Origin of the sequence: Caballeronia catudaia (assembly GCF_001544755.2) — a bacterium.
In the GTDB taxonomy this organism is placed as follows: domain Bacteria; phylum Pseudomonadota; class Gammaproteobacteria; order Burkholderiales; family Burkholderiaceae; genus Caballeronia; species Caballeronia catudaia.
Genome location: NZ_FCOF02000028.1, coordinates 28641 through 52057 on the forward strand (window position 1 = coordinate 28641; position 23417 = coordinate 52057).

General features: G+C 63.7%; 22 protein-coding genes and 1 pseudogene. 14 read left to right on the forward strand and 9 right to left on the reverse strand.

The genetic code is table 11. The features are described 5' to 3' along the window. Positions 1-40 precede the first annotated feature (40 nt). On the reverse strand, positions 41-1606 hold the full coding sequence (locus tag AWB75_RS24765; protein ID WP_061126683.1) for a serine hydrolase: 1566 nt from the start codon (positions 1604-1606) through the stop codon (positions 41-43). A 106-nt stretch (positions 1607-1712) separates the two neighbouring features. Beyond that, complete coding sequence (locus tag AWB75_RS24770) at positions 1713-2147, reverse strand: VOC family protein (protein WP_061126684.1); 435 nt, start codon at positions 2145-2147, stop codon at positions 1713-1715. 115 nt (positions 2148-2262) lie between these two features. On the opposite strand from AWB75_RS24770, the gene AWB75_RS24775 reads away from it, so the two are divergent. Continuing rightward, positions 2263-3183 (forward strand): LysR family transcriptional regulator, encoded by a 921-nt coding sequence (locus tag AWB75_RS24775; protein ID WP_061126685.1) that lies wholly within the window; start codon positions 2263-2265, stop codon positions 3181-3183. A gap of 37 nt (positions 3184-3220) precedes the next feature. After that, positions 3221-4351, forward strand: coding sequence for an FUSC family protein (locus tag AWB75_RS24780; protein WP_061126686.1), 1131 nt, complete (start codon positions 3221-3223; stop codon positions 4349-4351). 115 nt (positions 4352-4466) lie between these two features. Here the strand turns inward: AWB75_RS24780 and AWB75_RS24785 are convergent, their stop codons facing one another. Next, positions 4467-6350, reverse strand: coding sequence for a PAS domain-containing hybrid sensor histidine kinase/response regulator (locus AWB75_RS24785; RefSeq protein ID WP_061126687.1), 1884 nt, complete (start codon positions 6348-6350; stop codon positions 4467-4469). Positions 6351-6677: 327 nt separating this feature from the next. Here AWB75_RS24785 and AWB75_RS24790 point away from each other — a divergent pair, with 327 nt between their 5' ends. Next, positions 6678-8495, forward strand: a complete 1818-nt coding sequence (locus tag AWB75_RS24790; RefSeq protein ID WP_061126688.1) for an alkaline phosphatase D family protein — start codon at positions 6678-6680, stop codon at positions 8493-8495. Between the two features lie 187 nt (positions 8496-8682). Then, complete coding sequence (locus tag AWB75_RS24795; protein WP_061126689.1) at positions 8683-8910, forward strand: hypothetical protein; 228 nt, start codon at positions 8683-8685, stop codon at positions 8908-8910. Positions 8911-8953: 43 nt separating this feature from the next. Here AWB75_RS24795 and AWB75_RS38675 read toward each other — a convergent pair. Continuing rightward, positions 8954-9106: pseudogene (locus AWB75_RS38675) on the reverse strand (AAA family ATPase); the annotation flags it as partial. Between the two features lie 15 nt (positions 9107-9121). Further along, the gene (locus AWB75_RS24805) at positions 9122-10651 is read right to left on the reverse strand and encodes an MDR family MFS transporter (protein WP_061126690.1); all 1530 of its coding nucleotides are present in this window, start codon (positions 10649-10651) and stop codon (positions 9122-9124) included. A gap of 417 nt (positions 10652-11068) precedes the next feature. Here AWB75_RS24805 and AWB75_RS24810 point away from each other — a divergent pair, with 417 nt between their 5' ends. Both AWB75_RS24810 and AWB75_RS24815 read left to right on the forward strand, forming a co-directional pair. Beyond that, on the forward strand, positions 11069-12418 hold the full coding sequence (locus AWB75_RS24810) for a sensor histidine kinase (protein ID WP_061126691.1): 1350 nt from the start codon (positions 11069-11071) through the stop codon (positions 12416-12418). A gap of 171 nt (positions 12419-12589) precedes the next feature. Further along, positions 12590-13273 carry a response regulator transcription factor gene (locus tag AWB75_RS24815; RefSeq protein WP_061126692.1) on the forward strand — a complete coding sequence of 228 codons (684 nt, stop codon included), beginning with the start codon at positions 12590-12592 and terminating at the stop codon, positions 13271-13273. Positions 13274-13296: 23 nt separating this feature from the next. On the opposite strand, the gene AWB75_RS24820 is transcribed toward AWB75_RS24815, so the two are convergent. Next, on the reverse strand, positions 13297-13482 hold the full coding sequence (locus AWB75_RS24820) for a DUF3563 family protein (RefSeq protein WP_061126693.1): 186 nt from the start codon (positions 13480-13482) through the stop codon (positions 13297-13299). A gap of 263 nt (positions 13483-13745) precedes the next feature. Here AWB75_RS24820 and AWB75_RS24825 point away from each other — a divergent pair, with 263 nt between their 5' ends. From AWB75_RS24825 to AWB75_RS24850, 6 genes are all read left to right on the forward strand, one after another. After that, positions 13746-14111: a hypothetical protein gene (locus tag AWB75_RS24825; protein ID WP_061126722.1), complete on the forward strand. Its 366-nt coding sequence runs from the start codon at positions 13746-13748 to the stop codon at positions 14109-14111. 186 nt (positions 14112-14297) lie between these two features. Beyond that, complete coding sequence (dinB, locus tag AWB75_RS24830; protein ID WP_061126694.1) at positions 14298-15476, forward strand: DNA polymerase IV; 1179 nt, start codon at positions 14298-14300, stop codon at positions 15474-15476. A gap of 130 nt (positions 15477-15606) precedes the next feature. Beyond that, on the forward strand, positions 15607-16512 hold the full coding sequence (locus AWB75_RS24835; protein ID WP_061126695.1) for a TauD/TfdA dioxygenase family protein: 906 nt from the start codon (positions 15607-15609) through the stop codon (positions 16510-16512). Positions 16513-16542: 30 nt separating this feature from the next. Beyond that, positions 16543-17565, forward strand: a complete 1023-nt coding sequence (locus AWB75_RS24840; protein ID WP_061126696.1) for an ABC transporter substrate-binding protein — start codon at positions 16543-16545, stop codon at positions 17563-17565. A gap of 101 nt (positions 17566-17666) precedes the next feature. Then, complete coding sequence (locus AWB75_RS24845; RefSeq protein WP_061126697.1) at positions 17667-18491, forward strand: ABC transporter ATP-binding protein; 825 nt, start codon at positions 17667-17669, stop codon at positions 18489-18491. After that, complete coding sequence (locus tag AWB75_RS24850; protein ID WP_061126698.1) at positions 18488-19366, forward strand: ABC transporter permease; 879 nt, start codon at positions 18488-18490, stop codon at positions 19364-19366. Before AWB75_RS24845 ends, AWB75_RS24850 begins: the two co-directional genes overlap by 4 nt. Before the next feature lie 10 nt (positions 19367-19376). Here AWB75_RS24850 and AWB75_RS24855 read toward each other — a convergent pair whose 3' ends face one another. Further along, positions 19377-20270, reverse strand: a complete 894-nt coding sequence (locus AWB75_RS24855; RefSeq protein ID WP_061126699.1) for a LysR family transcriptional regulator — start codon at positions 20268-20270, stop codon at positions 19377-19379. A gap of 118 nt (positions 20271-20388) precedes the next feature. Here AWB75_RS24855 and AWB75_RS24860 point away from each other — a divergent pair, with 118 nt between their 5' ends. Continuing rightward, a complete protein-coding gene (locus tag AWB75_RS24860) occupies positions 20389-21393 on the forward strand; it encodes an aldo/keto reductase (protein WP_061126700.1) in 1005 nt (334 codons plus the stop codon). 24 nt (positions 21394-21417) lie between these two features. Here the strand turns inward: AWB75_RS24860 and AWB75_RS37765 are convergent, their stop codons facing one another. Continuing rightward, a complete protein-coding gene (locus AWB75_RS37765) occupies positions 21418-21591 on the reverse strand; it encodes a hypothetical protein (protein ID WP_159462802.1) in 174 nt (57 codons plus the stop codon). Positions 21592-21703: 112 nt separating this feature from the next. Here AWB75_RS37765 and AWB75_RS24865 point away from each other — a divergent pair, with 112 nt between their 5' ends. Further along, positions 21704-22522: an exodeoxyribonuclease III gene (locus tag AWB75_RS24865; protein WP_061126701.1), complete on the forward strand. Its 819-nt coding sequence runs from the start codon at positions 21704-21706 to the stop codon at positions 22520-22522. Here the strand turns inward: AWB75_RS24865 and AWB75_RS24870 are convergent. After that, complete coding sequence (locus tag AWB75_RS24870; protein WP_061126702.1) at positions 22519-23343, reverse strand: alpha/beta hydrolase; 825 nt, start codon at positions 23341-23343, stop codon at positions 22519-22521. The two genes, AWB75_RS24865 and AWB75_RS24870, sit on opposite strands and share 4 nt — an antisense overlap. Positions 23344-23417: the final 74 nt, after the last annotated feature.

Below are 23417 nucleotides of genomic sequence, written 5' to 3' on the forward strand. Positions count from 1 at the left end.
TGACGAACGGGACGCCGCGTGGCGTCCCGTTTGCTTTGGATCAGCGCACGAAAGTGCCGAGACCGTCCGCGTCGTAATACTCGAGCGTCACGCGATCGCTCAGGAACGATGCCTTCGAGATCGTGCCGGGATTGGCGTTTTCGTTGACGAACGTGAACGTGAAGACATCGCCGTCCCAGTGCGTGAGCGGCAGCGTCATTGGACGCGGACCGATCGCGATGGCGAGCGCGCCGCCCTGAACGACGACCTGAACCGGCCCAAAGTAGTCGTTCCTGTAGGTGCCGATGTAAGTCGACAGTGCACGCGCGGGCAGCGGCGACGCGGGCGGCGTCGCGCCGACGAGGGAGCCTGACGGCTTCGACAGCGGCAACAGCGCTTCGTTGAAGCGCTGAAACCAGTCGTGCTGGACCGAGCCGAACTGCACGATATCGAAGAACTGTTGGTTGAGCGCTTCGGGCACGCCGATCGGATAGCCGTTCGTCAGCGCGACGATCGCGAGATTCGTCGATGGCACGACCACGAAGTTCGTCGCCGCGCCCACGCTGAATGCGCCCGAATGGCTGTACGACGGGCGCCCCGTTTCCGTCTGTCCCACGTTGAAGCCGTAGCCGTAGAAGCCCGCGGGCCTGCCGCCGCCGGGTGGCGAGCTTTGCACCTGCGCGGTCGTCGCGGCGGCGAGTGCGCTCCCATCGACGATGCGGCGGCCGTCGAACACGCCCGCGCCGAGCATCATCGCGAGCCACTTCGCCATGTCGTTCACCGACGAGCTCACGCCGCCCGCGGGCGATTGCGCATCGGGCATCGTGCCCATGCCTTGCACCCACTGACCGCCGCGCTTGACGTGCCCGAGCGCGCGATTCGGCCGCGCGATGAAATCGGCGTAGCGCGAGCTCGTGCTCGTCATGCCGAGCGGCGTGTAGAGCACGTTGTCCGAGAGCGTGGCCCAGTCGATGCCCGCCGCCGTCGCCACCGATTCCGCCGCCGCCGTCAGTCCGAAATTCGTGTAGAAGTACGAATGACGGAACGGATGCAGCGGCAGATAGCGCAGGCGCTGTAAGACTTCCGATTGCCCGTAGCCCATGTCTTCGAGCGTGTCGCCCGCATGATCGGGCAGGCCGGACTGATGCGAGTATAGATCGCCGATGGTGACGGCCGCGCTCACCTCTTCATCGGACAAGGTGAACCACGGCAGATGCGCGCGCACCGGCGTGTTCCACGCGATGCCGCCCGCGCCGACCTGATGCGCGACCACCGACGCGCCCACGGACTTCGATACCGATGCGAGCTGAAACACGGTATCGGCATCGACGTTCTGGCCCGAGCCGACGAGCCGCGTGCCGAAGCCCCTGGCATAGACGGTCTGCGTGCCGCGCACGACCGCGACGGCCATGCCGGGCACGCCGGTGCTGCTTAGAAGATTGCTGGCGAGGGTGTCGAGCTGGGAGAGGGCGGCGTTGACGTTCGCGTCCGGCACGGGGCCGGTTTGCGATCCGCCGGATGAAGTCGACGCATTACCGTCGTCGGAATCCGAACCGCCGCCGCATGCGGCGATCGTGCTGCATAGCGCCGCGCCCAGAAAGCGGCGGCGTCCCTCAGAAGGTCTCATTCGCGTCTCCCCGATTTCGCGCACGGCGCGCTCGACGGATTCTATCGGGGAAACGATCCGTCAGGCGCGCGTAGCGCGAACGAAAGGAGACGTTTGCGTGGACGCGTTACTTCGCGAACAGCGACGACATATCGGCGAATGCCTTGATCTCGACGGCGTTGCCCGACGGGTCGAGGAAGAACATCGTCGCCTGCTCGCCGACTTCGCCCTTGAAGCGCACGTGCGGCTCGATGATGAAGCGCGTGCCGGCGGCGCGCAGCTTGTCGGCGAGTTCCTCCCATTGCGGAATCGACAACACCGCGCCGAAGTGGCGCACCGGCACGGCGTCGCCATCGACGGCGCTCGTCGAGCGATGCCCGACTTCCTCCGGCGCGAGATGCGCGACGATCTGATGCCCGTAGAAATTGAAATCGACCCAAGCGTCGGAGCTGCGGCCCTCCGGGCAGCCGAGCAGTTCGCCATAGAACTCGCGTGCGGCGGCGAGGCTGTGAACGGGGAACGCGAGATGAAACGGCGGCATGGCGTGCTGAGTCGTGCTCATGGCGTGGAGTCCTTGATCGGCATGTGGGGAGACGAAGCCACAGTGTATTGATAAACATTCGTGTTGAAAAACGATATATTGCGGGAGTCAGACCCAAAATTATCGATGAATCGACATGCTTCGAGAACTTCAGACTTTCATCGCGGTGGCGCGCCACGGCACGTTCGCGGGCGCGGGCGCGCGGATCGGCCTCACGCAGTCGGCCGTCAGCGCGCAGATGCAGCGCCTCGAAGCGCATCTCGGCGTCGAGCTGTTCGACCGCACCGGCCGCTCCGCGACGCTCAACCAGGCCGGCAGGCGCACGCTCGAACTCGCCGACGAGCTGCTCACGCTCTACGCGCGTCTGTCGGAGCCGGACGGCGGGGACGGGCGCGGCGGCTCGCTTTCGGTCGGCGCGATCGCGTCGGCGCATGCGGCGCTTTTGCCCGATGCCGTCGGCGCGTTCAGGCGCGTGCTGCCCGCCTGGCGCATCCGGCTCGTGCCGGGGGTGTCACTCAATTTGCTCGCGAGCGTCGATGCGGGCGAGATGGACATGGCCGTCCTCATCCGTCCGCCGTTCTCGTTGCCGGCGGAGTTGCAATGGCGCACGCTCGTCGCGGAGCCTTTCGTGCTGCTCGCGCCCGCCGCGAAGAAGGGCGCGCACTGGCGCGAGCTGATCGAATCGGAGCCGTTCATCCGCTACGACCGGCGCTCGTTCGGCGGCCGGCAAGTGGACATGTTCCTGCGCGAGCGCCGCATTGCGGTGCGCGATTCGCTTGAAGTCGACGAACTGCCGGGCATCGCGCAACTCGTCGCGCGCGGTCTGGGCGTGGCGCTCGTGCCGGTGTCCGATGGCATCGGCGCATGGCCGCGCGGCGCGGTGGCGCTCCATCTCGGCGACGATACGTTTCATCGCGAGATCGGTCTCGTCGAGCGCGCGCGGCGCATGCGTGCGGACGAGCCGGACGCGGCGACGCGGCTGGCGGACTGCATCGTCGAGGCGGCGCGGCGAAGCAGGCGTGCACGCTCGCTGAAAGGGAAGCGCGGCGTCGCCTAGAATGCGTTGCAGGCGCGTTCTCCTACGGCGGACATCAATGGATGACGAGCAGCACATCGGCGGCGCGAAAGCGCGCCTCGCGGATTCGGCGGCGACGCTCGCGCGCTCGGGCGCGAGTCGCGTGCAGGCGGCGCTTGCGTGGATCGATCGTGTCGATCCGGGCACGCATCGGCGCATCAAGGGTTTGCGGCTCGTCACCGCGTACGGGCTCGCGGCTGCGCTCGGCGCGTTGCAGGACGTGACGCAGCGCGTGCCGGTGGGTGTGTCCGTCGGCGCGCTCGCGGGCGGATTTGCGCTGTGGGCGAGCGTGTCCGAGGCGCGGACGACGCGCTACGAATCGACTCGCGATCTCGCCGTTCTCTGCATTGCCGCGGCCTTTGGCGCGCTGATGTTCACTTTGTTTGCACCGGTTTGTCGTGAAATGGGACGCGGCGGGGCCGAGCTCTTGCTCGTGACGGGCGCGTTCTTCGCCGGTTATCTGAAGCGTTTCGGGCTGACCGGGGCGGGCATCGGCTCGCAGCTTTATATCGGACAGCTTCTCGCTTATGGTATGGATCTCAAGCCCGGTGTTTCGTGGGCGATTCTGATCGCGCTTCCGATCGGGATGCTCGCGGCCATTGTCCCGCGTGTGTTGAGCGGGCCTGCGGAGCATCCGGCCGTGTTGCCCGCGCTGGCGTCGGAGCCTGCACACGAGGGGTACGCGATATCGCCCGCGACGGCGATGGGTTTGCAGGCGGCGTGCGGCGCGCTCGTCGTCGTGCTGGTCAACCGGCTCGTCGGGCTCGCGGAATCGGCGTGGGCGATCACGGCTTGCGTGTATGTCGTCGCGACATCGGCGGTAGGGACGGCGGAGCGCGTCAGGCGGCGGATCTACGGGACACTCGTCGGGGTGCCGATCGGGCTCGTGTGCTTGCCGCTCGCGGAGCATTGGCCGCTTGTTGTCTGGGTTCTTTCCGCGTTCGCGATGATCGTTTATGCGATGGCGCTGCCGGAGCGGTATGACATCGCGTGTGGCGCGTTTGCGTTTGTTTTGGTGGTGACGCTGGCTGCCAGCGGGGTGCATTCGGTTTCGTTGCTCGCGGCGCGGGCCTGGGAGACTCTGCTCGGCGGCGCGTTGGGGTTGGTGGCTTCGAGGGTCGTGTTTCCTTTGCGGGTGGTTAGGGAGTGAGGGTTTTTTTCGCCGGATCCCGTTTTGCTTTTGGTTTATTAGCGTTGCCCTTGTGCAGGGCAACGCTAATAGACCGACACGAATCCGGGATCCGGCGAAAGACAAAACCAACCCCTCACCGCTCCGCGACGCCCTCCAACAATCGATCCAAAACCTCAAAATCCACCGGCTTGACCAGATGCGCATCGAACCCGGCCTGCGCGGAGCGCTCCTTGTCGCTGTCCTGCCCGAACCCGGTCATCGCGACGACGACAGCCCGCCCGACCAACCGTTGCGAACGCAACGTCCTCAGCACTGCATAACCATCGATATCCGGCAACGCAAGATCGAGCAAAACAAGCTCCGGCGGAAAATGCCGCACCACATCGAGCCCTTCCTTGCCGTGATAAGCGATGCGCACATCATGCCCCTTCATCTGCAAAAGCATCGCGAGGCTGTCGGCGGAATCCTGGTTATCGTCGATCACGACAATGCGCAATCCGCTGCCCACCGCTTTCGCCGAACTCTGCCCAAGCACGCGATGCGGCCGCGGCGCATCATCGACGGACGCATAGGGCAAGCGCACCGTGAAGGTGCTGCCTTGATTCGGCCCGCCGCTCGCAGCGCTGATCGAACCGCCATGCATCTCGACGATCGACCGGCATAACGTCAGCCCGATGCCGAGGCCCGCTTCGCCAGGATTGAGGTAGTGATCCTCCTGCACGAAAAGATCGAAGATGGAGCTCAGGCCCTTCTGCGAAATGCCGCGCCCGCTGTCGATCACCTTGAGCAGCAGCGCGCTCGCCTCGCGCTCGACTTCGACCCTCACCGTGCTCGCGCGCGGCGAGAACTTCGACGCGTTGTTCAGCAGGTTCTGCACGACCTGTACTAGCCGCGTACTGTCGCCCGTGATATAGACGGGCTCCGAGGGCAGCTTCGTCACGACGCTCTGCGCGCGCTCATCCATGAACGGATGCACAAGCTCGATGCTGCGCGCGACGATATCGCTCACATCCACGCGCGCCATGCGCAAATCGATCTTGCCCGTCGTGATGCGGCCCATGTCCAGCAGATCATCGACGAGCCGGCCAAGATGCGAAGTCTGCCTGTCGATGATGTCGCGGCACGAGGCGACGCGCGGCGACACGTCCGTCTCCATCTGCATCACGCCGATCGCATTGCGCACCGGCGCGAGCGGATTGCGCAACTCATGCGCGAGCGTCGCGAGAAATTCGCTGATGCGCCGCGACGACACCTCGAGCTGTTCGAGACGCTTGCGCTCGCTCATGTCGCGCGTGACTTTGGCGAAGCCCCGCAACACGCGATGCTCGTCGTACACCGCCGTGATGATGACATTCGCCCAGAACAGCGAGCCGTCCTTGCGCACGCGCCAGCCTTCGTTCTCCACGCGGCCCGTGCGGATCGCGGTCTCAAGCTCGATCTCGGGGAGGCTGGCAGCGAGATCTTCGGGGCAATAGAACGTGGAGAAATGCTTGCCGAGAATCTCCGACGGCTGATAACCCTTGATGCGCATCGCGCCCGTGTTCCAGCTCGCAATATGACCGCCCGGATCGAGCATGAAGATCGCGTAGTCGCTCACACTCTCCACGAGCAAACGGAAGCGCTCTTCCGAAAGACGCAGCTTCTCTTCTTCAGCGCGCTTCGCGGTGAGATCGCGCGTGCATTTTGCATAGCCGATGATCTCGCCCTGCACATTGCGCGCCGCCGTGATGACGACGTTCGCCCAGAAGAGCGTGCCGTCCTTGCGCACGCGCCAGCCTTCGTCTTCGAAGCGGCCGGTCGCATAAGCCTGCTTCAGCTCGTACTCGGGCCAGCCGCGCGCCACCGATTCCGCCGGGTAGAAGCGCGAGAGATGCTCGCCGATGATCTCGTGCGCCTCGTAGCCCTTTATTCTGCGCGCGCCCGTATTCCAGCTCGTGATGCAGCCGTTCAAGTCGAGCATGAAGATTGCGCAGTCTTCGATCGCATCGACGAGCGCGTGATATTGCGCATCGCTCATCGCGCGTGGTTCGTGCGGCCTGCGCGCGGCGTCGAGGTGGGGAACGGCAGCTCTCGATCGGGGCATGTTCATTAGAGGTGAAGCGAGTTTCGATGTGACGGGTGAGTGCACGCGGACAAAGTTTGGACAACGCCGCTCACAGGAGTTTAACTTCTGAGCAGCTATCCGCGTGCCGTCACGCAAACATCGCTTGACAGCGTGCAGCGCGATTTATAGCGTTCAATCGTTTTCAGTTCCGAAGAGAGCCGCGCGTATCCGTCGATATTACCGGTCGACGCATCAGCGAACTCCTGCACGCTCCCGATTTTTCCGCATACGGAGGCTCTCATGGATCGTCGACGTTTCCTCTCGCTGTCCGCGTTCTATACGGTGGCGGCCGCATCCGGCACGCTCGCGGCATGTCACTCCAGTCATGACGACGACAACGGCGGCTCAGGCAGCGGCTCAGGCAGCGGTGGAACGACACCGCCGCCGCCCGCGGGCGCGTTCGCGTTCCCGCAAGGCGTCGCGAGCGGCGATCCGCGCGATGTCTCCGCGGTGTTCTGGACGCGCTGTGTCGCCAATGGAAGCAGTGCGGCGCCAGCGCCCGTCGCCGTGACCTTGCAGGTATCGACGCAGCAGAGCTTCGCGCAACTGGCGGCGAGCGTGCCGTTGAATGCGGTGCCCGACTACGACTTCACCGTGCGCGCCAAGGTCACGGGCCTCGTCGCGAAGACGACGTACTACTACCGCTTCGTCGCGGGCAGCGACACGAGCGTGACGGGCACGATGCGCACCGCGGCCGCCGCGAACGATGCGATCCCGCAATTGCGCTTCGCGTGGTTCGTGTGTCAAAACTGGAGCGCGAACCATTGGCAGGCGCTGACGCTGCTGGCCGCCGAAACCGATCTCGACTTCGTCGTGCATCTCGGCGATTACATCTACGAGGCGAATTTCGTCGCGCCAGCGGGAGGGGTCGAGGCCGCGCATCCGACGATCACGCTGCCGAGCGGCGGTCCCTATGCGAACACGCTCGACGATTACCGCACGCTGTATCGCACGTATCGCGGCGATGCGCGTCTTCAGAACGTGCATGCGCGTTTTCCGGTCATCGCGATCTGGGACGATCACGAGTTCTCCGACGACTGCTGGCAGGATCACCAGACCTACACGAACGCGAATCTTCAGCAGACCGCGCGCCGGCGCACCGCGAATCAGGCGTGGGCGGAATACATGCCGGTCGATTGGGGCGACGTGTCGTTCGATCTCAACAACGCGGCGTACGACAACATTCGCATCTATCGCGACTTCCACTTCGGCTCGCTGATGCATCTCGTGATGACCGACGAGCGGCTCTATCGCGACGATCACGTCGTCAGCGAAGCGGCGATCGCGCAGGCGCTCGGGCACGATCCGGTGAATGGCAACGATCTCGTCGGCTCGCGCTATTTCGTGCCGCGCAACGTGCTCGCGCAGTTCGAAGCGGCCGTTACGCAACGGCTCGGCCGCGTGCCGTCGATTTTCGGCCCGACGCAGACGCAATGGTGGAAGGACACCCTGAAGGCATCGACGTCGATATGGAAGGTGTGGGGCAACGAAGTGATGATGAACCGCATGTGGCTCGATCTCTCCGCGATCGCGCCCGCGCCCGACAACACCGTCTTCGTGCTCGACTGCGACGCGTGGGACGGCTATCCGTCGCACAAGGCGGATCTTCTGTCGTTCGTGAAGACGCAGGGCATCACGAATCTCGTCGCGATCACGGGCGATCTGCACGCGTTCCAGGCGGGCGTCGTGCGCGACGTGCCCGATCCCGCGACCGGCACGCCGGTGATGATCGATCTGATGTCGGCGGGCATCAGCAGCCAGCCCTTCTTCGAGGACATCAAGACGTATGCGGCGGGCATGCCGCTCGCGTCGCTCATCAGTTCGTCATCGCTGTTCGACGCGCTCATCCGCCAGAACAATCCGGACATGCTCTATGCGGATCATGACGGCATCGGGTATGCATCGGCGACGCTCACGCCGACACAGTTCATCGCTATCTTCAATAAGGTGAAGTTCCTCAACGCCGATGGCAGCGCGCCGCAGGCGCCACTCGCGAAGCGCACGCGTCTCACGATCAACGCGGGCGCGGTGTCGGTGTCGGTCCAGGACAACGCATGAATGCCGAATGTGCTCAGGCGCTTCATACATGAAGCGCGGACCCATCCATTTTTATCCTTGCTTTTGAGGGGATTTCAACGCCGATCCGCCGACGTAGACTGCGTGCACATTTCAGAAGGTCGGTTGCTGGCAGGCAGTGCAATGAGGCCGATTGAAGTGATTACGTGAAACCCTCAGGAGCACTATCATGATCGGCAATCTCAAAGGCATCATCTTCGTCGCGGCCCTTGCGGGCGCTTCCTATGCGCTCGCGAGCGGCTACGGTCCCTCGCCGTATTACGCACCGATGGAGGGCGCGCCCGCGTCTCAGCAAGGCATGAACATGCAGACGATGGCGCAGGACGGTCAATCGAGCAATGACGCGAGCGTCGACAAGTCCAAGCAGGACAGCCCGCTCATTCAGGCGCAGGATTGAGCGTTTGGTTCACCGTCCCGCCGGCGATATCGGCGGGACGCGTTCAGCGTTCGTTGTCGAAAAGCGCGCGCAACATGCGTTCGGGGTTCGCAAGAAACGCGCGCGTCACCTTGAAGTGCTCGGTGTCTTAATACGCGATGCGCGCGATGCCGTTTTCGTCGAATTGATAGATCCACGCATCGGGATACGCCATGAGAGCATCGCGCGGATGTCAGTGGAACGCCTGGTTCGCGGCGTTTTTCGCAGCGGCTTTCGCATCGCCGGCACCGGTTTTTTCGACGCTTTCCCGCGCGCGGCCAATGTCGATCTTCGGCATGAACATCATCGAGACGACGGTGCCGAGCGCGATGACGAACATCGCCGTGAAGGTCATGTGCAGCGAGTGATGCAGCACGAGGCGAATCTCGTGATTGTTCGAGAAGTCGCCCGGCACGGCCGACAGCAATTGCTTGAGCTGATCCGCATGCACGGGCGGCAGGCCGTCCGTGTGCGTGAGGCCGTAGTTCTGCACCGCGCCGAACACCGCCGCGCCGAGCGTATTGCCGAGATTGCGCGAGAACAGGTTCGACGCCGTCGCGCTGCCGCGCTCGATCGGCTGCACGATCTCCTGGATCAGGATCAGGCACGACACGCTCGTGATGCCCATGCCGAAACCGAGCACCGCGGAGCCGACGCCCGCCCACACCGGGCTCGATTGCGGGCCGAGCAGCACGAACGGCAGCGCGCCCAGCGGGATGAACACCGGGCCGATCATCAGCAGACGCCGCAAGCCGATGCGATGGAATGAGCGCGACGTGAACGTGGCGCCGCTCGGCCAGCCGATCATCATCATCGTGAGCGCGAGGCCGGCTTCGACGGGCGTGCGATGCATCACGCCCTGCACGTACATCGGCAGGAAGGTGGTGAGACCCATCATCGCCATGCCGGCGAGCAGGGTCGCGACGTTGCTCGCCGCGATCGGCCGATGCGACCACAGCCTGAACGAGATCATCGGATCGGCGGCGCGGCGCTCCTGCACCACGAAACACACGATGGCGAGCACGAGCGCCACGATCTCCGTGGCGACGCGCGCGTTGCTCGCGTGACCGGCATCGGTGAGCGCCATCATCAGCGCGGCGACGGCAGTGGTGAAGAAGAACGCGCCCGCGAGATCGACCGCGGGGCGGTCGTGGCGCTTTTCCTCATGCAGAAAGAGCGCGAAGAGCAGCGCGGCCAGAATGCCGATCGGCACGTTGATCCAGAAGATCCACGCCCACGACAGCTCGCGGATCAGCAGGCCGCCGACCATCGGCCCGAGCACGGCGGACACGGCCCATACGCTCGCCAGATAACCCTGCACCTTGCCGCGCTCGCGCGCCGGATAAAGATCGCCGACGACCGTCAGCGCGACCGGCAGGATCGCACCCGCGCCGACGCCCTGAAGCAGCCGGAACACGATCATCGCGGGCATCGACCACGCAAAGCCCGCGAGGATCGAGCCGACGAGAAAGATCGCGATGCCGACGAGAATCGCGGGCTTGCGGCCATACAGATCCGCGAGCTTGCCGAACACGACGGTCAGCGCGGTCTGCGTGAGCAGGAACGACGAGAACACCCAGCTATAGAGATTGAGGCCGCCGAGTTGCGTCGCGATTTGCGGCATTGCGGTAGAGACGATGGTGGCTTCGATCGCGACCATCGCCATCGAGGCCATGACTGCGCCAATGACGAGAGGACGGGCGGTTTTCTTGGTCTGTGACATGCGGTTTCGAATGACGTATCGCCCGGCGCAAATCCGGCATGCGCGCGAGCAGGCAATTCGCGATAGGTGGGAATGCGGCGGCGACGCGAGGCTTGCGAATTCCTTGCAGCCCGCGCGAGGCCGTCAATTAAATGGGCGCCGAATGCAATGTTATCCCGACGCGCCGGTGGCCGCTCGCGCCTGCTTCCTCATTTATTGGTAATTCTCCGCGGCTACGCTGCTTTTCGTGGACGGATGGCGCGCTTACTTCAACGCCCGACGATCCGGTCTTCGCCCTTTTTCGCCGCAATGGACGGACGAACTGTCACTCATATGTCGTCTTTCAGAACGAAATCCATGGGAATGTCGCCTAAAATCGAACGGGAAAATGGTTTGCCTTCCGGTTCGCCCGTGTCCGCTTCGAGGCGGCAGACTCGCATGCTCAAATCACTGAAGAATCAACTGGTCGTCGCGCTGGGTCTGCTTGTGAGCATCATCGGCGTCGTGCAGGGCGTGAGTTCATATCAACTGAGCAAGACCGGCATGAGCGCGCTGCTCGACATGCGTCTGGTACAGGTGGCCGCGCGTCTGCGCGATGGCCTCGCCGAGAGCCTCCCGAAAAATCCGGCGCGCGGAACCCAGGATGAGGGCGATGTCGTCGCGGTGGTGTGGAAGCCGGGCGAAGCGCTGCCGTTCCGCACGACCGATCCTTCGCTGCATTTTCCGCGCGACGCGCAGCCGGGCTTCTCCGGCGTCGAAGTCAACGACGAGCAATGGCGTCTTTTCACGCGACAGGAGCCGACCATGACGATCCAGGTCGCCCAGCGCTCGTCCGTGCGCCGCGAGCTCACCACCGAAACCGCCGCCGTGACGCTCTGGCCGATCGCCGTGCTGCTGCCGCTCGTGTGGGTCGCGGTAGCGTTCGTCGTGCGCCGTTCGCTGAGCCAGTTGAACCAGCTCGGCAAGGAGGTGCAATGCATCGACATGGGTCATCTCCAGCCGCTGCCGACGGTCGGCGTGCCCACGGAGATCAAGCCCTTCATTCATTCGATCAATACGATGATCGAGCGGCTCGCGGACTCGATCGAGAAGGAGCGCAAGTTCATCGCCGACGCAGCGCACGAACTGCGCACGCCGCTCACCGCGCTTCAGCTTCAGGCCGACAATCTCGCGCCGCACATCTATCCCGGCAACCAGGAACGCTTTCAGGAATTGCGCAAGGGCATCGCGCGCGCGGGCGGTCTCATCACGCAACTGTTGCGGCTCGCACGCGCCGATGCGCCCATGAATGGCACGCCGCTTTCGCGCGTCGATCTCTCCGCGGTCGTGACGAACGCGGTCTCCGACGTGCTGCCGATCGCGATTTCGCGCGGCCTCGATATCGGCGCGGAGGAGATGGTGAATGCCCATGTGCGCGCGGTCGAGACGGACATCGGCATGGCGGTGAAGAATCTCGTGTCGAACGCGGTGCGTTATACGCCCGATGGCGGCACCATCGACCTGCGCATGCGGCGCGATGGCGAAATGGTCTGGATCGATGTCGTCGACACGGGGCCGGGCATCGACGAAGCGCTGCTGCCGCGCGTGTTCGACCGCTTTTTCCGCGCGAACCCGGACGTGGAAGGCAGCGGGCTCGGCCTGTCGATCGTGAAGGCGATCGCCGCGCGCTATGGCGGTGACGTCACGCTGGCGAATCGCAACGACGGACGCTCGGGCATCGTCGCTTCGATCGGCTTTCCGGTCGAGGACGTGACGGAAAGCGCCGCAGCCGTGACCGATTGCGCATGAAACCTAGCTATTTGCGCGCGGATTTGCGCCGATTACAATGCATTCGCTGCGTGGCGCGAAGTGGATATCGCCGGTCAAGAATGAAATAAAGCGACCGGTCGTGCGTCGATTCCTTCGTGCCGCTTTCCGGGCGCGTGGCGCGCGCCATTCTCGCGGGAGCGGGGTGGGAACATGCGAATTCTTCTGATCGAAGACGATGTGCAGATCGGCACCAGCCTCATGCGTGCGCTCAAAGATGCCGACTACGCCGTCGACTGGGTGCGCGACGGCAATGCGGGCCGCGAGGCGCTCGACGCCGCCGAATACACCGTGGTGCTGCTCGACCTCGGCCTGCCGGGCATGACGGGCATCGAGCTATTGCGGCAGGCGCGGACGGCGGGCAACGCGACGCCGGTGCTGATCCTCACCGCCCGCGACGATCTCGACACGCGCGTGCAAGGCCTCGATCTCGGCGCGGACGATTACCTGCTCAAGCCCTTCGACATGCCCGAACTGCTCGCGCGCATTCGCGCGGTGCTGCGGCGCAAGGCGGGCTACGCGGTCTCGCGTCTCGGCGACGATTCCATCAGCCTCAATCTCGACCAACGCACGCTCACGTGCGGCGAGAATTCCGGTGTGCTGTCCGCGCGCGAATTTGCGCTGATGCACGCGCTGCTCGAACGTCCCGGCACCATCTTCTCGCGCGATCAGCTGGAAGACCGGCTCTACGGTTGGGGCAAGGAAGTGGAGAGCAACGCGGTGGACGTGCTCATCCATTCGGTGCGCAAGAAATTCGGCGCGGGCGTGATTCGCAATGTGCGCGGACTCGGCTGGACCGTGATGCTCGGACAAACGGGCCGTGAGGAAACCAAGTAGCGCACATCGCACGGCAGGCCGGGTCATTGGGCATCGTAGTGGCGGCCGACCGAGCCGCAAAAACGCATGCTGTAGTCGTGATCCTCCGTTTCGACTTGACGCATGCGGCGTTCGAGATCGGCGAGATCGCTCGACGATGCGAGATAGTCGTCGTGGGCATCGTGCATCGAGAAGAAGCTGCCGACGGATTTCGAAAAGCGTTCGAACATGATGTGCTCCTGTCATTGAATGGCCTGCGTGTGAGGCCGACGAATGCAGGTTATGCCGCGCGAATTAGCGCTGAATGAGAGCGGCGCATGAAGGGCTTTACGATCGCCATGACGAAGCGTTCGCCAGCGCACCGTGCAGCGGATTGGGCCGCGTGAAAGGCACTGCCGCGCCGCACCATCCCGTGCTATCTTTGTTTTATAGGGATTTCATACGGAACGCTGTGCGTAATCCGCATTCGTCGATCGTCTTCGTGAAGGCCGCCATGAACGATGTGTCTCGTACCCTCAGTGCCCGCGACCGCGTCGAGTTACTCTGCTGGCTCACGTGCGGCAGTCTCGGCGCGTATTACCTGAATGGCGACTGGCCCGCGCCCTCGTTTCACGTGCAGGCCGCGCATAAATGGCTGGACCGGCATCAGCGGCACGCGGACTGGCTCACGGTTGCGAAGCTCGCCGCCATCGCGCGGGACATCGCCACGCAGCATTGCGCGATGCTCGAAGCGGACTGGGCGCGCGCCGCCGTCGAAGAAATCCTCGACAGCGAAGACCTCAACTATCAATCGGATGTCGTGCGGCAGGTTTTCGACGATTGCCGCCGCGCGCTCGCGGAAAAGCGCACGCCGGAATGAACCGGCTATCGCGCGCGAGGAAAGGCGCTAGCGCGAAGACCTGTATGGATGTACAGTAAGCCATTTTCTTTCCACGACGGCGCCGCGCAGCGGGCGCCGTGAATCGCCACCGCATGTTCCGCGCGTTCGTCCCTGTCCGTTTTGCATTGCGCGCATCGCGTCGCGCCGCGGCGTTTTAATCGCCCGATGGACGCGCCGTCTCCCGCACTCGCCCCGCGCCGCATCGCGCATCTCGACATGGATGCGTTCTTCGCGTCCGTCGAACTGCTGCGCTATCCCGAGTTGCGCGGCATGCCGGTCGTGGTCGGCGGCGGCCGCAGCGCCACGCCGGAAACGCTCCCCGATGGCACGCGCCGCTTCAAACGCTTGCGTGATTACGCGGGCCGCGGCGTCGTGACCACCTCCACCTACGAGGCGCGCAAATTCGGCGTGTTCTCCGCGATGGGCATGATGAAAGCCGCGCAGCTCGCGCCCGACGCAGTCCTTCTGCCAACCGATTTCGAGTCTTATCGCCATTACTCGCGGCTTTTCAAGGCGGCCGTCGCTGGCTTCACGACGCAAATCGAAAATCGCGGCATCGACGAGATTTATATCGATGTGAGCGATCTGGCCGGCACGTCCGCGGAGATCGGCCGAAGCATGAAGGACGCCGTGCGCGACGCGACCGGGCTGACCTGCTCGATCTGCATCGCACCGAACAAGCTGCTCGCGAAGATCGGTTCCGAGCTCGACAAGCCCGACGGTCTCACCATCCTCACGATGAACGACCTGCCGATACGCATCTGGCCGCTCGCCGCGCGCAAGGTCAACGGCATCGGACCGAAGGCGAGCGAGAAGCTCGCGGCGCTCGGCATCGTGACCGTGGGCGATATCGCCGCCGCCGATCCCGGTCTGCTCCAGACGCACTTCGGCCATACGTATGCGGCATGGCTCGCGCGTATCGCGCAGGGACAGGACGAGCGGCCCGTCGTCGTCAGCTCGACACCGAAGTCGATGAGCCGCGAGACGACCTTCGAGCGCGACTTTCATCCGAAGCACGATCGCGCGACGCTCTCGGCGGAATTCACCGGACTGTGCACGCGCGTCGCCGAGGACTTGCAGCGCAAAGGCTATGTCGGGCGCACGGTGGGCATCAAGCTGCGTTTCGACGACTTCCGCACCGTGACGCGCGATCTGACGATTCCCGTCGCGACGGCCGATCCGGCCGAGATTCGCCGCGCCGCGACCGAATGCCTGAAGCGCATCGTGCTCGATCGCAGGATCAGATTGCTCGGCGTGCGAGTCAGCGCGCTGGCCGGGCGCGACGAGAGCGGGTTCATCGAACCGGTGCAGGTCGAATTGCCATTCGATATCGCGGGTGAATGAAGCGGGCGAATGAAGCGCGCGCCTTATTTCGTGGGCGCATAAAGAAATCGCAGATGCTTCGTTGCAGCCCGAATCGCCGCGCGTTAGATTGATCGCTTCCCCGAAGTAATCGATTGCTATAAGTTCGAACGTGACGATTCTGACCGCATCCCATTCCGAGCGCGCTACCGAAGACGCTGCCGATCAACCCATCGAAATCCGCAGGTTCGATGCGCCGCTCGGTGCAGAAGTTATCGGGCTCGATCTCTCGAAGCCGCTTTCGCAAGCCGATTTCACGCGCATTCATCGCGCGCATCTGGATCATCACGTGCTCGTGTTTCGCGATCAGCACATCACGCCGGACCAGCAGGTCGCGTTCAGCAAGCGCTTCGGTCCGTTGCAGATTCACGTGCTGCAACAGTTCGGGCTCGCGGGGCATTCGGAAGTGCTGATCGTGTCGAATATCGTCGAGAACGGCAAGCCGATCGGCCTCGGCGATGCAGGCCATTTCTGGCATTCCGATCTCTCGTACAAGGACAAGCCGAGTCTCGGATCGATGTTGCACGCGCAGGAATTACCCGCCATCGGCGGCGACACGCTGTTTGCGAATCAGCATCTCGCGTGGGACACGTTGCCCGCGCATCTGAAAGAGGCCGTTGAAGGGCGCGTCGCCGAGCATACGTATCTCGCCAAGTACGCGGAGCTGCAAAAGCGCAGCCCGTGGCGGCCGAATCTTTCGGCCGAGCAGATCGCGCAAGTGAAGCCGGTGACGCATCCGATCGTGCGCACGCATCCCGAAACGAAACGCCGCGCGCTCTTCGTGAGCGAGCATTTCACGACGCGCGTGATCGGCTTGCCCGAAGACGAAAGCCGCGCCTTGCTCGCGGAACTGTTCGCGCACAGCACGCAGCCTGCGTTCGTCTATCGCCATGAATGGCGTGAGCGCGATATGGTGTTCTGGGACAACCGCTCGGTCATGCATCTCGCGGCGGGCACGCCGGACGATCAGCGCCGCAAGCTGTATCGCACGACCATCGAAGGCGACGCGCCTTTCTAAAAATATTCCTTAATTTACGGGGTTTTTTCGATGCATTCTCGAACAGGGAAGGGTGCCGCACGCGCGCTCGTCGCCGCGCTCGCGGTGTCGCTCGGCATCACGTCGGCAAGCGTTCATGCCGAAGGCACGCTGCGCATCGCCGAGCAATTCGGCGTCGTGTATTTGTTGCTGAACGTGGCGCGCGATCAGAAGTTCATCGAGCAGGAAGGCAAGAAGGAAGGGCTCGATATCAAGGTCGACTGGGCCAAGCTTTCGGGCGGTTCGAGCGTCAACGATGCGCTGCTTTCAGGCTCGGTCGATATCGCGGCGGCGGGCGTCGGTCCCTTGCTGACGATCTGGGATCGCACGCACGGACGGCAGAACGTGAAGGGCGTCGCGTCGCTCGGCAATTTTCCGTATTACCTCGTGTCGAACGATCCGCGCGTGAAGACCATCGCCGATTTCAGCGATAAGGATCGCATCGCGGTGCCCGCCGTCGGCGTCTCCGTGCAGTCGCGCATCCTGCAATACGCGGCGGCGAAGCAATGGGGCGACAAGCAATTCGATCGTCTCGACAAGCTCACGCAAGCGGTGCCGCATCCGGATGCGACAGCAGCGGTCATCGCGGGCGGCACGGAAATCAACGCGCATTTCGGCAATCCGCCGTTCCAGCAGCAGGAACTCGCGGGCAATCCGAAGGCGCATATCGTGCTCAATTCATACGAAGTGCTCGGCGGCCCCAGTTCCGCGACCGTGCTCTACGCCACCGAGAAATTCCGCAACGAGAACCCGAAGACGTATCGCGCGTTCGTCGCCGGTCTCGCCGATGCCGCGCGCTATATCACGCAACATCCCGAACAGGCCGCCGATATCTATTTGCGCGTGAACAACGCGAAGATAGATCGCGATCTGCTTATCAAAGTTATCAAGGACCCATCGGTGCAATTCAAGGTCGCGCCGCAGAACACGTTCGCGCTCGCGCAGTTCATGCATCGCGTGGGCGCGATCAGGAACGAGCCGAAGTCGTGGCAGGACTACTTCTTCAGCGATCCCGCGACGAAGGAAGGCAGTTGATACGTGCTTATCGACGATAACGGATTGAATATGCGCAATGATTGGTTCGGCTCGCGCGTTTGCGCCGTTATCGTGAGCGTTTGCAATCCAGCACATCGAACATGGCCGCCAATCCTCAAGCGCTCTACTCAAGGGAAGCCGATGCCGACGCTTCCATCAGCGGCAGGCTGCTCACCGCAAAGAACGTCACGCTCGAATACCGCACGCCGGAGCGGCTCGTGCGCGCGACGCACGATGTCAGCTTCGATGTCTATGGCGCCGACCGCTTCGTGCTGCTCGGGCCTTCGGGCTGCGGAAAGTCCACTCTGCTGAAAGCTGTCGCCGGTTTCATCGAGCCAGTTGCGGGCAGCATCGAGATCGGCGGCGAACGTGTGCGCGGGCCGGGCGCGGACCGCATCGTCGTGTTCCAGGAGTTCGATCAACTGCCGCCGTGGAAGACCGTCGTGCAGAACGTGGCCTTTCCGCTGCGCGCGGCGCGCAAGCTCGGCCGTGCGGAAGCGCGCGAGCGCGCGCTGCATTATCTCGACAAGGTCGGCCTCGCCAAATTCGCCGATGCCTATCCGCACACGCTTTCCGGCGGCATGAAGCAACGCGTCGCCATAGCCCGCGCGCTCGCGATGCAGCCACGCGTGCTGCTGATGGACGAGCCCTTTGCCGCGCTCGATGCGCTCACGCGCCGCCGCATGCAGGAAGAGCTTTTGCGGCTATGGAGCGACGAGCGCTTCACGCTGTTGTTCGTCACGCATTCGATCGAGGAAGCGCTCATCGTCGGCAATCGCATTTTGCTGTTGACGCCGCATCCGGGACGCGTGCGCGCCGAATTGAACAGTCATCAATACACGCAGGAAAGCCTGGGTCGCGGCGAGTTTCAGCAAAGCGTCGCGCGCATTCATCGATTGCTGTTTGAAGAGGAGGCCGCGCTGTGAGCACGCCGCATCTGATCGCGCCGCCCGTGCGGCCCGAATATGAAGTCACGCCCGCGGCGCCCGTTGGCATCGAACACGACGCGCCGCTGCCGCTTGCAAAGCGTCTTGCGGACCGCGCGTGGCTGCGCAAGACGATGATCGCGCTCGTGCTGATCGCGCTGTGGGAAATCGCCGCGCGCGCCGTCGACAACGATCTGCTGCTGCCGACTTTCAGCGCGACCTTCGTTGCGTTCGTGCAGGGCATCGCGTCGGGCGAACTCATCGAAAAGATCGGCATTTCGATGTCGGTGCTCTTGCGCGGCTATGCGCTCGGCGCGGCGCTCGCGTTCGCGCTGACATCGCTTGCGGTTTCGACGCGCATCGGACGCGACATTCTCTCGATGCTCACGGCGATGTTCAATCCGCTGCCGTCCATCGCGCTGTTGCCGCTCGCGTTGCTGTGGTTCGGTCTCGGCACGGGCAGTCTGCTCTTCGTGCTCGTGCATTCGGTGTTGTGGCCGCTTGCGCTCAACACGTATGCGGGATTTCAGGCGGTGCCATCGACCTTGCGCATGACGGGCCGCAATTACGGGCTGAACGGCATGCGTCACGTCATGCTGATTCTCGTGCCCGCCGCGTTGCCTTCGATACTCGCGGGACTGCGCGTGGGCTGGGCGTTCGCGTGGCGCACGCTGATCGCGGCGGAACTCGTGTTCGGCGCGAGTTCGGGCAAGGGTGGTCTCGGCTGGTACATCTTCCAGAACCGCAACGAGCTCTATACGGATCGCGTGTTCGCGGGGCTGGCCGCGGTGATCGTGATCGGGCTCGCGGTCGAGCATCTCGTGTTCGATACCGTCGAGCGCGTGACCGTGCGCCGCTGGGGCGTGCAGCAATGAGTCCCGTCGATCAGGCTTCGGCGCGAATGAAGTCGATGAACGCGCGCAACGGCCCCGGCACGTGCGCGCGGCTCGGATAATAAAGACGCGGTCCGGTGAAGCTCTGCCACCACGGTTTGAGCACCGGCACGAGCGCGCCGCTGTCGATGGCTTCGCGCACGAACTCATCGAACGTATAGGCAAGGCCCAGGCCGGCGATGGCGCACGCGCGGCTCACCTCGATCGACGACGTGACGAGCGGCCCTTGCGGCACGATGCGGATCACGTCCTTGCCGCGCATGAATTCCCACACCGCCAGCACGCCGCTTTCGAAGCGATGGCCGATGCACGCGTGATTAACCAGATCGCGCGGATGCTTCGGCTCGCCGTGCGCGTCGAGATAGGCAGGCGCTGCTACTGCGACGAAGCGTTGCGTGCGCGGCCCGATGGGAACCGCGATCATGTCGCGTTCGATGCGTTCGTCGTAGCGGATGCCCGCATCGAAACCGGCCGCGAGCACGTCGATGAAGTTATCGCTCGCGCTCAGCTCCAGCGTGATGCCCGGATGCGCCGCGAGAAAGCGCGCGACGATGGACGGCAGTACTTCGCGGGAGACGATGGTCGGCACGTTCAGTCGCAGCGTGCCGGTCGGGCTGTCGCGAAAGCCGTTGACGGCATCGAGCGCGCCGGCGATTTCCGCGAACGCGGGCGCGAGGCGCTCGATCAGGCGCGCGCCCGCTTCGGTCGGCGTCACGCTGCGTGTCGTGCGATTCAGGAGCCGCACCCCCAGACGTGTTTCGAGCCTGCGTATCGCCTCGCTCAACGACGACGCCGACACGCCGCGCAACAGCGCCGCCTGCCTGAAGCCGCGCGAGCGCGCGACGGCCAGAAACGCGTGGAGATCCGACAGATCCGGTTCGCTCATTGTTCGCCTCGGCGCACAGCCCATTCGCATTGAGGCGGATTATCGCACGGGGTTTTTGCTCACATAATGCTCTCCATCGCCGGTATGCGCGGCGCAAGTCCTTCAGGAGAGAACCAACATGGAACAACGCAAGCTCGGCAAGACCGGACCGCAATCGGCCGCCATCGGGCTCGGATGCATGGGCATGTCGGGCATGTACGGGCCGTCGGATCGCGCGGAAAGCATTGCGACGATTCACGCCGCGCTCGAAGCGGGCGTCACGCTGCTCGATACCGGCGACTTCTACGGCATGGGCCACAACGAAATGCTGATCGGCGAGGCCTTGCGAAGCGCGCCGCCGTCGCGCCGCGATGCGGCGATTCTCAGCGTGAAGTTCGGCGGCATGCGCGATCCGGCGGGCAATTTCATCGCGTTCGATGGCCGGCCTGTCGCCGTGAAGAACGCTTTGGCGTACACGCTGCAGCGGCTCGGCGTCGATCACATCGACATCTATCGTCCCGCCCGGCTCGATGCGAACGTGCCGATCGAGGACACCGTCGGCGCGATCGCCGACATGATCGACGCGGGCTATGTGCGTCATGTCGGGCTGTCGGAAGTGGGTGCAGAGACGCTGCGCAAGGCCGCCGCCGTGCATCCCGTGTGCGACTTGCAGATCGAGTATTCGCTGATCTCGCGCGGCATCGAGGATGCGATCCTGCCGGCGTGCCGGGAGCTCGGCATCAGTATCACGGCGTATGGCGTGCTGTCGCGCGGCTTGATCAGCGGGCACTGGAGCCGCGACGCCGCGCAGTCGGGCGACTGGCGCGCGAACAGTCCGCGCTTTCAGCAAGGCAATGTCGAGCGCAATCTCGCGCTCGTCGATGCACTGCGCGAGATCGCCGATGCGAAGCGCGTCAGCGTCGCGCAGATCGCGATCGCGTGGGTGCTCGCGCAGGGCGCGGACATCGTGCCGGTCATCGGCGCGCGTCGTCGCGAGCGTTTGACGGAATCGCTCGGCGCGCTCGACGTCACGCTCACGAACGACGAACTCGCCGCGATCGAAGCGGCGGTGCCGAAGGGCGCGGCGTCGGGCGATCGCTACGAAGCCGTGCAGATGGCGCACCTCGACAGCGAGAAGCGCTGAGCGTCGAGCATTAAGCGTTGAGCATCAAGTGCCGATCTCGCGGGCGCGGTTCTTTCGCAGAAAGACCCACGCATTGAACGCGGCGCCCGCGAACATCAGCAGGAAGGGGAGGAGCAGCGTCATCGCCATGATGGTCGTGAACGAGCCGAATACGCATACGTAGAGATTGCGTTGCCAGTGAACGGAGTCTTCGGACATGAATGTGGGTCGTGGTCGATTCTGCGTGACTGTCGCAGATTTTCGGCCCGCGCGCTCGCACTTGATGCGGCACGCAATCTGCGACACGTGTACGATCGATTCCGATCCACCGATGGAGAGACGCCGAGTGAAAATCGCGACCTTCAACATCAACGGCATCCGTCCGCGGCTCGACGCCTTGTTGAAATGGCTCGAGCGCGAATCGCCCGATATCGTCTGCCTGCAGGAATTGAAAGCGACGGACGCGCAGTTTCCCGCCGCTGCGATCGCCAACGCGGGCTATGGCGCGTTATGGCACGGACAGCAATCCTGGAATGGCGTGGCGATTCTCGCGAAGGGCGCCGATCCGGTGCTCAGCCGCCGCGGGCTGCCCGGTTTCGAGGACGATACGCATAGCCGTTATATCGAAGCGGCGGTGGGTGGCATGGTCATCGGTTGTCTGTATCTTCCGAACGGCAATCCGCAGCCCGGCCCGAAGTTCGATTACAAGCTTGCCTGGTTCGAGCGCTTCAACGCGCATGCGAAGGCGTTGTTCGATAGCGGTCATCCCGTGGTGCTCGCGGGCGATTACAACGTCGTGCCCACCGACGAGGACATCTACAACACGCGCTCATGGCTCAAGGATGCGCTGTTGCAGCCCGAGAGCCGCGCGGCCTACGCGGACCTGCTCGCGCAGGGCTGGACGGATGCGTTGCGCAAGATGTTTCCCGATGAGCGCATCTACACGTTCTGGGATTACTTTCGCAATCACTGGCAGACGAATTCGGGCTTGCGTATCGATCACATTCTGCTCAGCAAGAATCTGGCGAAGAAGCTGGAGACTGCGGGCGTCGACAAATGGGTGCGCGGCGAGCCGCATGCGAGCGATCATGCGCCGACGTGGATCACGCTCAAGTCCGGACGTGCGCGCAAGAAGACGGCGGACGCTTAGGCTTGCATCGCGTGGCGTGTGGATTCGAGTGATGCGAGAAATTGCATGACGTGATCGCGGCCGCCCATCGACCAGACGTCGAGATGATCGGCATCTTCGATGAGCGCGAGACGCTTGTCGCCGCGCGCGGCATCGAAGAGGCGCTGAAAGTGTTCGGGCGGGATCACGGCGTCTTTCGTTCCACCGTAGATCAGGATCCGTGAGTCGATGGATGCGATTTTAGAAAGACTCGCATAGCGGTCGCGCGCGAGAAGCCGTACGGGAAAGAGCCAGAAGCGCTTCGCCGCTACGTCGACGATGCTGGTGAATGGGCTTTCGAGTATCAGCGCGTCGATTTTCGCTTCGCGCGCGAGTTGGACGGCGACACCTGAGCCGAGTGAATAGCCGTGCAGCACGATGTGTTTCGAATGTGCCGACGCGTAGGCGTAGGCGGCGCGGGCATCGGCATAGAGGCCGGCTTCGTGAGGCTTGCCGGGGTTGCCGCCGTAGCCGCGGTATTCGGCGAGGAGGACGCCGTAGCCGGCTTCGATCATCTCGAGCGCGATGTGGCCGCGTTGGGTCAGATCTTCGCCGTTGCCGTGGAAGAGGATTATTGTGGGGGTCGTTTTGCCTGGCGGCGCCTTGTAGCGGACTGTCAGGGTCAGGTTGTCTTCGGTTTTTATGCTGATGGCTTCGGTTTGTTGCTCTAACTCGGCGTTCTTGAGGGCCGCTATCTGCTCCAGCGGGTAAACCAATCTTCCCTGTAGCCAATATAGACCCGCCAGGGCTATGGCGTAGGTCAGAGCTATGGCTGTCAGCAGGATCCAGAGGGCTTCGAGCATCGGTTTCTTTTTAGGCGAGTTTGGCGGTTCGTTACATGGTAGTGGGTTTGTTTTTGTTTTTGTTTTTGTTTTCG

Bases quoted from the DNA above. Each gene is read 5' to 3' on its own strand.
- AWB75_RS24765 (WP_061126683.1), bottom strand. From the start codon at position 1,606: ATGAGACCTTCTGAGGGACGCCGCCGCTTTCTGGGCGCGGCGCTATGC.
- AWB75_RS24770 (WP_061126684.1), bottom strand. From the start codon at position 2,147: ATGAGCACGACTCAGCACGCCATGCCGCCGTTTCATCTCGCGTTCCCC.
- AWB75_RS24775 (WP_061126685.1), top strand. From the start codon at position 2,263: ATGCTTCGAGAACTTCAGACTTTCATCGCGGTGGCGCGCCACGGCACG.
- AWB75_RS24780 (WP_061126686.1), top strand. From the start codon at position 3,221: ATGGATGACGAGCAGCACATCGGCGGCGCGAAAGCGCGCCTCGCGGAT.
- AWB75_RS24785 (WP_061126687.1), bottom strand. From the start codon at position 6,350: ATGAGCGATGCGCAATATCACGCGCTCGTCGATGCGATCGAAGACTGC.
- AWB75_RS24790 (WP_061126688.1), top strand. From the start codon at position 6,678: ATGGATCGTCGACGTTTCCTCTCGCTGTCCGCGTTCTATACGGTGGCG.
- AWB75_RS24795 (WP_061126689.1), top strand. From the start codon at position 8,683: ATGATCGGCAATCTCAAAGGCATCATCTTCGTCGCGGCCCTTGCGGGC.
- AWB75_RS24805 (WP_061126690.1), bottom strand. From the start codon at position 10,651: ATGTCACAGACCAAGAAAACCGCCCGTCCTCTCGTCATTGGCGCAGTC.
- AWB75_RS24810 (WP_061126691.1), top strand. From the start codon at position 11,069: ATGCTCAAATCACTGAAGAATCAACTGGTCGTCGCGCTGGGTCTGCTT.
- AWB75_RS24815 (WP_061126692.1), top strand. From the start codon at position 12,590: ATGCGAATTCTTCTGATCGAAGACGATGTGCAGATCGGCACCAGCCTC.
- AWB75_RS24820 (WP_061126693.1), bottom strand. From the start codon at position 13,482: ATGTTCGAACGCTTTTCGAAATCCGTCGGCAGCTTCTTCTCGATGCAC.
- AWB75_RS24825 (WP_061126722.1), top strand. From the start codon at position 13,746: ATGAACGATGTGTCTCGTACCCTCAGTGCCCGCGACCGCGTCGAGTTA.
- dinB (WP_061126694.1), top strand. From the start codon at position 14,298: ATGGACGCGCCGTCTCCCGCACTCGCCCCGCGCCGCATCGCGCATCTC.
- AWB75_RS24840 (WP_061126696.1), top strand. From the start codon at position 16,543: ATGCATTCTCGAACAGGGAAGGGTGCCGCACGCGCGCTCGTCGCCGCG.
- AWB75_RS24845 (WP_061126697.1), top strand. From the start codon at position 17,667: ATGGCCGCCAATCCTCAAGCGCTCTACTCAAGGGAAGCCGATGCCGAC.
- AWB75_RS24855 (WP_061126699.1), bottom strand. From the start codon at position 20,270: ATGAGCGAACCGGATCTGTCGGATCTCCACGCGTTTCTGGCCGTCGCG.
- AWB75_RS24860 (WP_061126700.1), top strand. From the start codon at position 20,389: ATGGAACAACGCAAGCTCGGCAAGACCGGACCGCAATCGGCCGCCATC.
- AWB75_RS37765 (WP_159462802.1), bottom strand. From the start codon at position 21,591: ATGTCCGAAGACTCCGTTCACTGGCAACGCAATCTCTACGTATGCGTA.
- AWB75_RS24865 (WP_061126701.1), top strand. From the start codon at position 21,704: ATGGAGAGACGCCGAGTGAAAATCGCGACCTTCAACATCAACGGCATC.
- AWB75_RS24870 (WP_061126702.1), bottom strand. From the start codon at position 23,343: ATGCTCGAAGCCCTCTGGATCCTGCTGACAGCCATAGCTCTGACCTAC.